Source organism: Aliiglaciecola sp. SL4, from assembly GCF_041538045.1.
GTDB lineage: Bacteria > Pseudomonadota > Gammaproteobacteria > Enterobacterales > Alteromonadaceae > Aliiglaciecola.
Genome location: NZ_JBGOSE010000004.1, coordinates 222930 through 236243, shown reverse-complemented (window position 1 = coordinate 236243; position 13314 = coordinate 222930). Strand labels below are relative to the sequence as shown.

Below are 13314 nucleotides of genomic sequence, written 5' to 3'. Positions count from 1 at the left end.
TTTAATACCCTCTACGATAATTAAACAAGGTGACAGAAAAGCGAGCGACTTCGGACAAGATAAAACTAAACATCAATATATGCGCCGTTAACAAGGGTATTTGCATAGAACTATAGTGGTCTGCAAATTCAGGGTTATATTCAATGGTAATAATTCGCCCGAGGGTAATGACCACTCCAACCACTAAAACCGTATACCCCACTTGATTACCCCGATACTCAAATAGTTTATCTCTTTCATCTGCCCCCATTTCAGCCGCCTTATAGTTAGTAGCAGCCAACATACTGTGTAGCACTATCTCTACAATAATACTCAACGCAATAGCTTGTATGAGTAGGCTTTTTGCAACATCTCTGGCTTCCTCCGATGGAACACCTTCAAGCATGACAATATTGTAAAAATAATAGCCAAATATGCAGACTGTGCTGAGCAATGAAATCCAGTGACTTTTTTCTTTAAATGACATATCCATACATTTCTCTCCAATAGTATTTGGATTAAATGTATACTAAAACAAACCCCATGTCAACAATTATTAACTTTAAGTTAATCTAAAGACACTTAAAGTTATTATTACCATCTACTCAGTACCTATATCTTCGTTCCATAATTCGGGAGATTCAGTAATAAATTGCTCCATAAGTTGAATACATTTTGGTGCCTGCAGCACTTCTAATTCTACCCCTCGGCTTTTAAGCAATTGCTCTTCGCCCATAAAGGTTTGATTTTCGCCTATGATAATTTTTGGGATTTCGTATAACAGAATCGCACCAGAGCACATTGAGCAGGGTGACAGAGTTGTATACAGGGTACATTGCCGATAAACACTGGCGCTTTGGCGCCCAGCATTTTCAAAGGCATCCATTTCGCCATGTAAAATGGGACTGCCTGATTGCACTCTGCGGTTATGCCCACGTCCTATGATTTGGTTTTGATAAACGATAACAGAGCCAATTGGAATACCACCTTCTTGTTTTCCTTTGATTGCTTCGTCAATGGCTGCAGCCATAAATTTATCCATTTAGATCTCCGTGACGGTTGTGTCCGTATTGAAATAAATTACGAACAGATTTAACGATTTTGTTCGCTTTCAAGGGATAGATATACTGTACTGTGATTCACCAATTTAGCATAAATTGATATACTGCTTGTGTATAGTTTTGCAATCTACTCCGAGCATTGAATACAGAGCTTGGCAAACAAGCCCTGTCATGGACGCGCAACATCAATAGGTTATAAACTTGCTCTAAGTCATTGGCCAACAGGCAACTTAAATATCTTTCTTACACCGCGAATCGGTTTCATTTAAGCTGTAACATTTCTAAAGGAACATAAACCAAATGAAAATACTTGTAGACACCCACTCTCACACCATCGCCAGCACTCATGCTTACAGCACAGTGAACGAATACTTTGTTGAGGCGAAAAGAAAAGGGATGCAAATGTTTTCATTAACCGATCATGGCCCGCAAATGCCAGACTCACCCCATCCTTGGCATTTTGGTAACCGTAACGTTATTCCCAGACTCATTGATGGTGTGGCCTGTTTGAAAGGAATTGAAGCCAATATTTTACCGCCAGAAGGTGGGTTAGATGTGCCCGCAGGAATGAAACCTTACTTAGATTTTGTGATTGCTAGCTTTCATGAACCTGTCTTCCCTCCGGGAACCCAAGCGGTCAACACTCAGGCGTTAATTAACACCATCGCGACGGGAGATTGTCAGATTATAGGGCATCCAGGAAATCCAAATTTTCCCATCGACTATGAAGCGGTGATCATCGCAGCTAAAGAGCATAATGTGGTGCCGGAGATAAATAACAGCTCGTTTATTCAATCTCGACAAGGTAGCGAACCTAACTGTATCCGCATTTTGGAATTAGTGGACAAGCACGATTGGAAAGTGGTGTTTTCAAGTGATGCTCATATAGCCTTCAATTTAGGCAACTACGAACAGTGTATTTCCCATGCAGAATCCATTGGCTTTCCCATCGAGCGTATCGTTAATCGTGATGCTAAAACCTACTTAGCTTTTTTAGCCGAGCATAATAAGCCGGTGTGCGAAGAACTAGCCCAATGGTGTGAGTCACTGTAACTAGGCAGACCGGGAATTAGTTAGCATTCACTTACTTTGGTGATGCGCCAACCCAGCGCATCGCCACATCGCATCTTTGATAACTTTTTCCATACTTTTCCATAATTTCACGATCATGCTGGAATCCATTCTTTTCATACAAATGAATGGCAGCTTCACATTTGCCATTAGTTAATAAAAATAAACAGTCCAATGGCAACAATTGCGCTTGAGCAATCACATGCTGTAAGAGTTTCTCTCCAACCTTCAAACCACGGGCATTCTCTAACACTCCCATTTTGGTAAGTTCGAATGCACCTTCCCCCTTATTTAATAATGCACAGGCCCCAACAATGCCAAGTTGTGAATGTTTAGCAAAGTAAATTTTGCCGCCTTTGTCGATAATGTTTTCCTTAGGAGAGCCTAACACTTGTTTGTCGACGTCTTCGAGGACAAACATACTCTTGATCCATTGACTGTTAATTTGCTCAAAAAATGGTGCTAAATCAGGTTCGAAATCTAAAAAGGTGAGGTTATTTGCTAACATGTCAGTATCCACAGTATGGGCAGTTTTTAAGGAATCTAATTGTTCGAAATGATCTTTGCTGCGTTCAAGTAACGAACGTTTTTTTAACGCTCGCTCGAAGGTTCTTAAGGAATCGTAAAAATGATTTTCAAACTCATGGGATAAGTCTTTAGCGGCTTTGTCTACAGCAGTCCATACAGGTCGCATTTCAGTGACTTTTTGCCGTCCTAAAGCAGACAAGCTTAGTACCCTTTTTCTCGAATCTTCGCTGTCTAACCTAATATTAATGAGTTTTTTAGCGGCCAATTGTCGACTAAATTGACTCAGTGCAGGTTGGGTTAAGCCTAATAAATTAGCGGCCTGGACAACACTAACCTGTTCCTTTCTATCGAGTAACGCCAGCAAGGTAAACCATTTAGGCTGAATATTCATATCGAAATGCTGATAAACCGCCGCAGCATCAGCCATCATTCTTTCGCTTACTCTTTTTAGGCGACTGCCTAATGCCAGTTCACCCAATTCATTTAAAAAATCTTTGTTCATACACACCTCAATATAAGCATTTATATAACCACTTATACATAAACGCAAGTAAATAGAAGAGTAAAAATAAAGGAATTTAAATTAACTGGGAATTAAGCCTTGGTTTTATGGCTTATCAGATCGAGTTAGAACTCGTTCAAGGCAACAAATTTTTACTAAGGCAATTTGTAATCAAACACATAAAAGTGCTGACCATCTTCAATTTCGATATCCATAGTGCCAACAATTCCTGTCAAATCACCGCTACCGGAATCAGGAACCACAGTAATCTCTAACGACTGTTCTGATTTGTTCATAACACCTTTATGCAATAGAACAAAACCACCGGTTTTTCCCTCAAGGGTACCAGTAAAAGTTTCCATTGCTACATAACCCGCAGACCCTTTCACCTCAGTCATATGACTTAGCATTTGGCCTTTTGACTTGCCTTCAAGCTTGCCATGATAGCTTTTATCCAAGGTCATTCTGCCCATAGAAAAATCTACGTCTGTTTGTGGCTGCATGTTAACTTCAAACTCGCCTTTTACCTTTTCCATGTTCAATTTGGGATCTCCTGAATAAACTACTTGCGCATAAGGGACCACAATCAATCCTAAAATACAGAAACTCGCTATTACTAAAATGGTTTTAAGATTGTGCATGTCCATGTCTCTATTAAAATCCAGCAAATATTATAACACCAATCTTAAAACTGTATATAAAAACAGGTTTAAGGCTTTGCAAAAGTTTTTCAAAAAAAAATGTCAGGAAATTTTAGTTTGTCTCGACTATCTAAGTAATTCACTAAAAAGAGAGACTTGATATGCACTCTGCAACATTAAAACTAAATGAAAAAACGACTTCTTTGCAAAGCCTTAGTTGGATAAATCAAGGACTGAATTTATGGTTAAGAGCCCCCTTTAAACTGTTTTTTTTGCTCTTAGCAAGCATCATTATTGAAGGTGTAATTCAATTAGTCCCAGCGCCTGTAGGAATGATCTTATCGAAGTTAGTAATGGTTATGCTTATTGCATCTTTATGGCCAGTGTTAGATCTGATTTCACAACATAAATCATGTTCATTACAAAGTATCCGCACCTACAATGGCTGGGCGAAACTGCCTTTATTAAGTCTACTTTTATTGCTTCCTACTGTAATGCAAGTGCTCACAGCCATAGCCATACTGGGAGGCAGCGGAATTGATTTATTGGTATATGGGCAAATGGTCGATGTTACCCCTGTGCAGTTATCGATTATATTTGCCTCAGCAACCCCATTTAGCATATTGTTGATGTTTATACCCGCCTACCTTTTGTTAGAAAATGAAAGTATAGGGACGTCAGTAAAAAAGGGACTTAGCTTAGCCCTTCAAGCATGGCAACCCTTAACGGTTGTATTCATTATCAACTTATTAGCAATTATGGCTGTCCCCTTCACACTATTACTTAGTGCAATATTGCTAGGCCCTTGGCTGCTATGCATCAACTATGTGGCGTTTAAAAATCTCACCGACAATCAATAGGACGAAGCGTGACGCAAGCAACAGGAATTGACGAGATATTACAACAATACGCGCCCTTGTTGGCGCGTATTGCTGCCACCTACGAAGCAGTCTTAGGGTTAAGAGAAGACTTAATCCAAGATATTAGTTTGGCCGTATGGCGGGCTTTGGAGACATTCAGAGGGGACAGTAGTGTAAAAACCTTTATTGCGCGAGTGGCACATAATCGCGCGGTTGATCACGTATTACGGGAAAGCCGACACAATAAAAACCTTTCAAATGAAGATATTGATGATGTGCAAATTATGTCTCCAAATGTCTCTAATCAAGACAAACAACTGGACCTAATGTCAGCCTTGCATCACTTAAATCTGAAGTATCGACAGATTATTACCATGCAATTAGAAGGTTTTACGCAATTAGAAATCGCCAGTGTTTTAGGTTTATCAGAAGCTGCCGTAGCTAAACGCGCCAGCAGAGCCCGACAGCAACTCGAACAATTGTTATAAGGAAAGAAAATGGATCCGCAATTTGAACAATGGCAACAATCGTTTCAACAAAGTACACCTCAAGTGGATGCACAAAAACTGGTATCTCAAGTATCCAAAATGCATAAACGGGAAACCTTAAAAGCACTAAGCGATTTAATTGCAGGGGTGATGGTCAGTGTATTTTGTGCGTACGTGATTATCTATCACATTGACACCACCATAGGACAGTTATTTGTAGCAATATTGGTTCCAATCCCTTTGGCTTTTAGTATTTGGGCATACAGGTTACGTAAATCTGCGCCAGTAGAGTATAGCCTCGACATTCATCAACTGCTGCAATTTAAACGGCAAAAGCTAATCAAACAAGTTCAATATTGGCGAGTAAGTGCATGGGTGGTAATTGGCTTATGGTTAGGTTTATTCGTGGTTGCTAGTATTAATTATATGTTCAACGGTTATGAGGGGCTTTGGTCAATTCAAGTAATTATTCAGACAGGAGTGGTCATTTTAACTTGGGCTCGCTATCGCTTTGTAAAACAACAACTCCCCAAGCAGTTGGCAAAAATAGAAATGCTGGATTAACTCAAATTCGAGGGAGTTGGTTAGGCTGATTGTTTTTTAACGACATTTAAACTAGCTGATTTCTCTCGTTGTTTTTTGCTCGACGAATGTTACCGCCTTGTTTTCCCCTCTCGCTGCTTTTTACTCTAGGTTAATTTTGCTTTTATTGTTATGCCGAAAGTTTCCGCTTTTTATAAATTAATATTGACTAAAATATGACCTCATGGTCAACTAATTTACCATACGCCATTGAAATACCCTATGTGCTCTGCAACGTTTTGCAGTCAAACAACACTGTTTTAGCTTACCAATCAGGCAAAGAGGCAGAACAATGAAAAAACTCAGTATTTTATTATTTAGTGCATGGCTAGTTCCACAGTTGGTATACGCCAATGTAGACAATGGCGCTTTTGAGGACTGGTCCAATGGCTCTGCAGATAGTTGGACTACTGTTGATAGTGGTATTGCAGTAAGTGAATCAACCAGCGTGGTTAAAAGTGGTATTAGTTCCGCCGCAATTAACGTCACTACAAGCACTCAAGGTTCTACCGATTTTCGTCAATCCGTTGCTGTATCCTCAAGACAATCCATTGAATTTAGCACTTGGGTTTACCACACCGAAGGTGGAATGCGCGCGCGACTTTATGTGGATGGCTATCGCGGATATTCAGATGCTAGTGTCACCAACCAATGGCAACAAATTAGCTATAACTTTACCCCAAGCTCTAGCGGCAATATTGAAGTGGGTTTGAGATTCTACGATGTCTCCGGTTTTGATGGTTCGGAAGTTGTTTACGTAGATGATTTTGAACCCCATGACGGTGTTGGCAATGGCGGCGGTTCAGGAGGGGGAGAAGGATGTGTAACAACATCAGGTAGCTTTAACCTTACAACGGACAACTATGCCTCAGAAACCAGCTGGCAAATTGAAAATGCTCAGTCGGGAGTTGAGGCTTCGGGTTCTGGGTTATCGAACAACACCAGTTACTCTGAGGATTTATGTTTAGACGATGGTGACTATACACTTACTATTAATGATTCATATGGTGATGGCATTTGCTGTAGTTACGGCAGCGGTTCTTACGAGCTCGTTATCGACGGCACCAGCCTGACTAGCGGTGGTAACTTTGGCTCAATAGAGACCTTTAGTTTCAGCATCGGCAGTGGTGGTGGAACAGGTGGAGGTGGAACTCTTCCAGATTTAACTGGATATTACGCCAATGCCTCTGGACTTAGCGGTTATAACTTAAAGTCAGCACTGTACGATATTATTAAAAACCATTCATCTCAGGGTTACAGTGGTTTGTGGACCTTCTACAGCAGCTATTCGTTAGATCAATATTATGAAAACGATGGCAGCATTTTAGATATATATGCAGAACGACCAGCGAGTAACGACCCTTACACTTATTCTGCCGGCAGTGACCAATGTGGTAATTATTCAGGGGAAGGGAGTTGTTATAACAGAGAACATGCATTCCCCCGTAGTTGGTTTGGTGGCGCCATAGAACCCATGAATTCAGACGTACATCATATTTTCGCCACCGATGGTTACGTCAATTCTAAACGCGGTAGCTACCCCTATGGCGAAGTAGGTAGTGCGAGTTTTACCTCTCAAAATGGCTCACTGTTAGGCTCCGCACGCTCGGGGTTAGGCTATTCAGGAACGGTATTCGAACCCATTGACGAATTTAAAGGTGACTTAGCCCGAGCTTATTTCTATATGGCAACCCGTTATGAAAACGTGATTGCCGGTTGGGACTCTAACAGCAGTTTCGTTGACGCTGTGTTAAACGGTACCGCCAATCAAGTTTTTGAGTCGTGGTTTGTGGATTTAATGAAAACTTGGCACAACCAAGATCCAGTGAGTCAACTTGAAATAGATCGCAATGACGCAGCCCATTCTTATCAAGGCAACCGTAATCCATTTGTCGATCACCCAGAATTTGTTGCAGAGATTTGGGGAAATTGACAGCTAAGCATAGACTAAAACGATAACGGCTCCTTGTGAGCCGTTTTTTTGTTTGCAATACTGTCGCTAGATTCCTCTTCACTTTAACCCTAACGTATCCATCATAAGGAATAAATTTTGGACAACCACACGCCAAGCGCCCTTCAGCAAGAATGGACAACATTACAATATCAGTACGATAGCTATGAGAAGTTTTCTTTGTTGATTAAGTTAGCGAGTGGGATCTTATGCAGTTTATTGCTCTTTCATGTACAACTTGATTTTATCGTGCCGCTTCTTTGTATCGTGTTTTGGATGTTGGATGGCATTTGGAAAACTTTTCAGGGCAGAATAAGCGATCGTCTTCTAATTATTGAAAAAGCATTGTTGAATCCAATGCAAGACAATGGCATGCAATACAATAGTCAGTGGGAGTTTAGCCGTCCTAGCAGCATGAGGTTAGTGGCTAGTTACCTAAAAAATGCGTTAACACCGACGGTTGTCGCTCCACATATATTGATAATTGTTATCGCGGTAATAGGTGCTTATATATCTTAGTTTAAAAGCTGGATTCACTTACAGTAAGTGAATCCAGTCATATTGAAAACTTAAGCGGCTTTGCTTAAATAGATTGAACGATAAGAAATGTACATGGATGTAAATAGTAAAGGAATAACAACCAACAATCCTAAAGCGAGCGGGATTGCTCCTAAAATGTACAGTACCAACATCACAATGCCGTAAACTAAAAATGGCATCACATTCTTAAAGCAGCCGATAAAGCTTTGTTTCATCGCAGCAAAAACCGGCATGTCTTGTAAAACAATTAATGCTGGAGCAAACCACACCGCCATGACCATAGGTAACATTAACGCCATAGCCACGAGAAATGATAACCAAAATTGCGCGCCCATCATTTCCGGAGTACTTTCGCCTGCGAGAATATCCATATAGACAGACCCCATCGCGATAAACATCACCACAATACTAATAATCGCTCCAATAGCCGAAAGACCGACTAATCTGCCTGTATGATTTGAGAACCCAGCAAACAGATATTTAATATCAAACGGCTTACCTTCTGCAGCAGCCTGACAACCTAACATTAGTCCACCAACCCAAATATAGGTTAAGAACATACTAATAAGGGAACCAACAAAAGGAATGATATTGATAACGATTGCGACAATGAAGCCAACAATCATAGTTACAATCCACATTCCTATATCTTGTTTAAATAAACTAAAACCTTCAGATATCCACGCCATTCCATCGCCGACGGCTTTATTTGATGGACCCGTATAAACCCACTCTCCAGAAGGTGCGTCCGTTGAAGTGAGATCAGACTCCGGTGCTTGATAAGGGCTATTTTCGTTATTATCCATTTTTTTATTCCTATGTAGATTCCCAACACCACTAGAACAACTAATTTTCTAGTGATTTTTATAACAGCAACGAAATTAGCATTAGACCCCTTATAAACACAAGTTTTATGCAGGTAATACACCCCATTTTACACATACAGACTTATGAAATTGCATCCCTATTGTAGGCGGGTGCTTTAGCTCCGCGAGGGGTTTGGCAATCGTTTCCACGGGCTAAAGCCCGTGCTACAGAAAAAAGATTAACCTGTGCATCACCTGTAGGCGGGTGCTTCAGCCCCGCGAGGAGTGTAGCAATCGTTTCACGGGCTAAAGCCCGTGCTACAGAAAAAAAGATTAACCTGTGCATCACCTGTAGGCGGGTGCTTCAGCCCCGCGAGGGGTTTGGCAACCGTTTCCACGGGCTGAAGCCCGTGCTACAACCTTTTTGGGTTTGGTTTATTTCCATGGCCTATTCCCAACCTGTAGGCGGGTGCTTCAGCCCCGCGAGGGGTTTGGCAACCGTTTCCACGGGCTGAAGCCCGTGCTACAACCTTTTTGGGTTTGGTTTATTTCCATGGCCTATTCCCAACCTGTAGGCGGGTGCTTTAGCCCCGCGAAGGATTTGGCTACCGTTTCCACGGGCTAAAGCCCGTGCTACAGAAAAAAAGATTAACCTGTGCATCACCTGTAGGCGGGTGCTTTAGCCCCGTGAGGGGTTTGGTACCGTTTCCACGGGCTGAAGCCCGTGCTACAACCTTTTTGGGTTTGGTTTATTTCCATGGCCTATTCCCAACCTGTAGGCGGGTGCTTCAGCCCCGCGAGGGGTTTGGCAACCGTTTCCACGGGCTAAAGCCCGTGCTACAACCCTTTTGGGTTTGGTTTATTTCCATGGCCTATTCCCAACCTGTAGGCGGGTGCTTTAGCCCCGCGAAGGGTTTGGCAACCGTTTCCACGGGCTGAAGCCCGTGCTACAACCTTTTTGGGTTTGGTTTTCTCCATGGCCTAAAGGCCATGCTATAAAACGAAGGTTATGCTGGCGAACAAGGTTCTAGGTAATCCTACAAAATAGCGGTATTTACCAAATGAAATATCAGCCCGTTCTGCATAATCGCGATTAGTTAAATTATTGAGTTTCAATGACAAGGTCAGGTTATCGTTCATTTGCCAACTTGAGTGCAGGTTAAATAAATCGTGTCCCGCGTAAGTGGCCGTATTTTCTGGATCTAAATAATATTCATCCATGTGGGTCCATTCAAGACGGAAGTTAAAAGCGTTAACGGGTTGCCAATGCAATCGAGCGCCAGCCAACACTTTAGGGGCCGTATCAATATAATTCCCTTCAATATTTATAGCCGACAAAGTTAAGTCAGATTTATACGTATGTCGCCCCCAACCAACGTTGGCATCAAGCTGTACATTGTCAGCCAGTGCTGCGCGGAAGTTAAACTCCAGTCCCGCATGCATGGTTTTGCCTTCACTGATATTTTGTTTTTCGGTGTCTTGGAAAATCACATTTTCTTTTTCCATCTGATAAGCAACGGCTTCTGCCTGAAACCCTTCCCACGATGCTTTCCACCCTAACTCAACTGAAAGCACTTCCTCCGCTTCTAAGTTCGCAAGTTGTTGACCACTTTGTAATCGAAATAGTTCGCCGGCTTGCGGAGCTCTAAACCCGCTGCTTAAATTAGAAAAAATGATTTGATTAGGTGTAATTGAATGTAATACACCTACACGCCAAGACCACTGTTCAAAGTCTACATTTTGATCAGAGGGACGAGTAAAACGACAATTTTCAACCCCCTCCTCACATACATCACCATCGCTTAGGTGATTATCGTAGTCATACTTCGTCATATCGAAGCGCGCACCAACACTTAGTTGGGTATTTTCTGTAATACTCCACCTTGTATGCACAAAAGGCGAAATAAGTGTCGCGTCCACATCATAATCATAGTGAACACCTTTGGGAATTGTCGCCGAAAAGTCTTCTGCTTGAGACTCTGTTAGCTCACCATTGGTAAGATCAATGTCAATTCCTGAAATGAATTCCACATCGTTAAAGTGTTTTTCATATTGCCCCTGAACACCAACACTTTGTTGACTGTTCTCTTCAAGTGCTTGCCAAGGTAAATAATGTTGTAAAAAACGCATATCAGTCCAACGAACGTAAGGGGTTAGTTTAAAAACGCCTTGTTCTAGTTCTGTTTGCCACTGACTATGAGCTCGAAAACTCTTAGACTCTCGAAAGGCTTCTGGATTCAGATTCATACGTCGCATAGCATCGTCTTTGTAACTCAACTCACCCTCAATGAAGCCCGCCGTCTCTTGGTTTAAGTTGGCATAACTAAGGACGTTTTTAACCTCCCACCGACCTACAGATTGCTGATGAATCAGATCAATTTTTTGCTGATTGAAGCCACTGTCGTTTTGATAGCCGTTATCGTCAGTGATATTCCCTAGCAAGGCAAAACCAGCCTCTTCAGTACCCTGACTAAAGGTACCTTTGAGTCGATTAAAACCATATCCGCCTACGTCAGCAGAAACTGTATTTTGTACATTCTCAACATCAGCACTAATAACGTTAATCAACCCATGAACTGCATTCGAGCCGTAAAAAACACTGTTAGGGCCTCTAACCACTTCCACTCTGCTAGCTTGTTCAGAGTTCACATCGAACAATTGATTAGCGTTACAAAATCCGGGAGCCCTCAAGGAAATACCGTCTTGAGCAAATAAAAATGCTCCACAACCACCAGCACCGGTAAAAACAGGGGAACGAATAGCGGTTAAGTGCTCTTGACCATTTCCTCGGCTTATCCAGCCTCCAGGTACAGTATTAAATAACTGATTGATATGCTGATGACCAACTTCTTCAATCTCAATTGAATCAATAATACTTACGCTACTATCGGCTTGCATAATCGCAAGGGGTTGACGAGTTGAGGTTACCGTAATTCGTTCATCTATAGCTAATGAATCAGCCAAACTGACAGCAGATACTCCACTCCCAGCCATAGTGAAAATACTGCACCAAATAATCTTAAACTTCTGACAATTCATTTTTTCACCTTGTTTTGTTTGTGCCTAAATGTCTTTAGTGGACCAAATTTCTAACCACTGTGGAAACCAAAACCCTATCTGAAACGCAGGTTATTGGTGCTCAATTGTTGAATGTTTTTACAGCCCATCAAACGCATATCTCTTTCAATTTCAGTGCGCATTAAACTAAGGGCTCGTTCAACACCAGGCTGTCCCGCTGCTGCCAACCCATACAGATACATCCGTCCGATACCAACGGCTTTAGCACCAAGAGAAAGGGCCTTCAATACATGGGTTCCTCTTTGAACTCCACTATCAAACAGCACATCAATTTTATCTCCCACTGCGTCAACAATTTCCGCTAGGTGATCAAAAGAACTTCTAGAACCGTCAAGCTGCCTACCACCATGATTCGATACCACTATGCCAGTACAACCAATATCTACTGCCTTGCGAGCATCTTCTACATTCATAATTCCTTTAAGGCAAAACTCGCCTCCCCAAAACGCCACCATTTGCTCGACATCTTGCCAATTCATTGAAGGATCAAGCATTTCAGTAAAGTAACCACCTATGGAACTGGCACCACCTCTCATATCGATATGCGCCTCTAATTGCGGTAACGAAAATTTTTCATGGGTAACATAGTTGATTCCCCACATAGGCTTGGATGCAAACTCCCAAAGCCCTTTTAAATTCAATCTAAAGGGAATAGAAAAGCCAGTACGCAAATCTCTTTCACGATTTCCACCAGTGATAGAATCGACCGTCAACATCATGATTTTGATATTGGCCTGTTTCGCACGCTCCATCATCGCCTGGTTTAAGCCTCGATCTCTGTGAAAGTAGAATTGATAAACTTGCGGTGCGCTGAATTTTTCAGCGATCTCTTCCATACTGACCGTACCAAGAGAAGAAACACCGAAAAGAGTTCCAAATTTATCAGCGGCGGCGGCAACGGCGCGTTCACCTTGATGATGAAACAGGCGTTGCAACGCCGTTGGCGAGCAATAGACAGGCATAGGTAATTTGGTGCCCATCACCTCAACAGACATGTCGATTTCTTGAACCCCTGATAAGACACTCGGAATAAGGTCACATTGATTAAACGCTTGAGTATTACGTTGCATAGTTACCTCATCATCAGCACCACCATCGATGTAATCAAAAATGGGGCTAGGTAAACGTTTTTTTGCAAGTTTTCTAAAGTCGTGAAAATTATGACACTGACTTAATCTCATTCACTTTTTTCCTATATTGAAGCTAAGGTTTAAATAACAAATTTTT

The 13314-nt window shown here is 41.8% G+C and carries 13 protein-coding genes; 6 read left to right on the top strand and 7 right to left on the bottom strand.

Annotated elements, in window-relative coordinates; translation table 11 throughout:
- Position 1: 1 nt before the first annotated feature.
- Together AB6T38_RS08140 and AB6T38_RS08135 are read right to left on the bottom strand one after the other, a co-directional pair.
- Positions 2–472, bottom strand: coding sequence for a hypothetical protein (locus AB6T38_RS08140; protein WP_372546822.1), 471 nt, complete (start codon positions 470–472; stop codon positions 2–4).
- 108 nt (positions 473–580) lie between these two features.
- Positions 581–1021 (bottom strand): nucleoside deaminase, encoded by a 441-nt coding sequence (locus tag AB6T38_RS08135; RefSeq protein WP_372546821.1) that lies wholly within the window; start codon positions 1019–1021, stop codon positions 581–583.
- Between the two features lie 319 nt (positions 1022–1340).
- On the opposite strand from AB6T38_RS08135, the gene AB6T38_RS08130 reads away from it, so the two are divergent.
- Complete coding sequence (locus AB6T38_RS08130; protein WP_372546820.1) at positions 1341–2093, top strand: phosphatase; 753 nt, start codon at positions 1341–1343, stop codon at positions 2091–2093.
- Positions 2094–2124: 31 nt separating this feature from the next.
- On the opposite strand, the gene AB6T38_RS08125 is transcribed toward AB6T38_RS08130, so the two are convergent.
- Complete coding sequence (locus AB6T38_RS08125; protein WP_372546819.1) at positions 2125–3141, bottom strand: GNAT family N-acetyltransferase; 1017 nt, start codon at positions 3139–3141, stop codon at positions 2125–2127.
- Positions 3142–3296: 155 nt separating this feature from the next.
- On the bottom strand, positions 3297–3782 hold the full coding sequence (locus tag AB6T38_RS08120) for a DUF3224 domain-containing protein (protein ID WP_372546818.1): 486 nt from the start codon (positions 3780–3782) through the stop codon (positions 3297–3299).
- 161 nt (positions 3783–3943) lie between these two features.
- On the opposite strand from AB6T38_RS08120, the gene AB6T38_RS08115 reads away from it, so the two are divergent.
- The 5 genes from AB6T38_RS08115 to AB6T38_RS08095 all read left to right on the top strand — a co-directional run bounded on the left by AB6T38_RS08115 (position 3944) and on the right by AB6T38_RS08095 (position 8182).
- Positions 3944–4642 (top strand): hypothetical protein, encoded by a 699-nt coding sequence (locus AB6T38_RS08115; RefSeq protein ID WP_372546817.1) that lies wholly within the window; start codon positions 3944–3946, stop codon positions 4640–4642.
- 8 nt (positions 4643–4650) lie between these two features.
- On the top strand, positions 4651–5130 hold the full coding sequence (locus AB6T38_RS08110) for an RNA polymerase sigma factor (RefSeq protein WP_372546816.1): 480 nt from the start codon (positions 4651–4653) through the stop codon (positions 5128–5130).
- Positions 5131–5139: 9 nt separating this feature from the next.
- Complete coding sequence (locus AB6T38_RS08105; RefSeq protein ID WP_372546815.1) at positions 5140–5694, top strand: hypothetical protein; 555 nt, start codon at positions 5140–5142, stop codon at positions 5692–5694.
- A 310-nt stretch (positions 5695–6004) separates the two neighbouring features.
- Positions 6005–7645, top strand: coding sequence for an endonuclease (locus tag AB6T38_RS08100; protein WP_372546814.1), 1641 nt, complete (start codon positions 6005–6007; stop codon positions 7643–7645).
- A 117-nt stretch (positions 7646–7762) separates the two neighbouring features.
- On the top strand, positions 7763–8182 hold the full coding sequence (locus AB6T38_RS08095) for a hypothetical protein (RefSeq protein ID WP_372546813.1): 420 nt from the start codon (positions 7763–7765) through the stop codon (positions 8180–8182).
- A 50-nt stretch (positions 8183–8232) separates the two neighbouring features.
- Here AB6T38_RS08095 and AB6T38_RS08090 read toward each other — a convergent pair whose 3' ends face one another.
- The 3 genes from AB6T38_RS08090 to AB6T38_RS08080 all read right to left on the bottom strand — a co-directional run bounded on the left by AB6T38_RS08090 (position 8233) and on the right by AB6T38_RS08080 (position 13268).
- Complete coding sequence (locus tag AB6T38_RS08090; RefSeq protein ID WP_372546812.1) at positions 8233–9009, bottom strand: BPSS1780 family membrane protein; 777 nt, start codon at positions 9007–9009, stop codon at positions 8233–8235.
- Positions 9010–10002: 993 nt separating this feature from the next.
- Positions 10003–12048: a TonB-dependent receptor gene (locus AB6T38_RS08085; RefSeq protein ID WP_372546811.1), complete on the bottom strand. Its 2046-nt coding sequence runs from the start codon at positions 12046–12048 to the stop codon at positions 10003–10005.
- 74 nt (positions 12049–12122) lie between these two features.
- Positions 12123–13268 carry an alpha-hydroxy acid oxidase gene (locus AB6T38_RS08080; RefSeq protein ID WP_372546810.1) on the bottom strand — a complete coding sequence of 382 codons (1146 nt, stop codon included), beginning with the start codon at positions 13266–13268 and terminating at the stop codon, positions 12123–12125.
- Between the last annotated feature and the right edge of the window lie 46 nt (positions 13269–13314).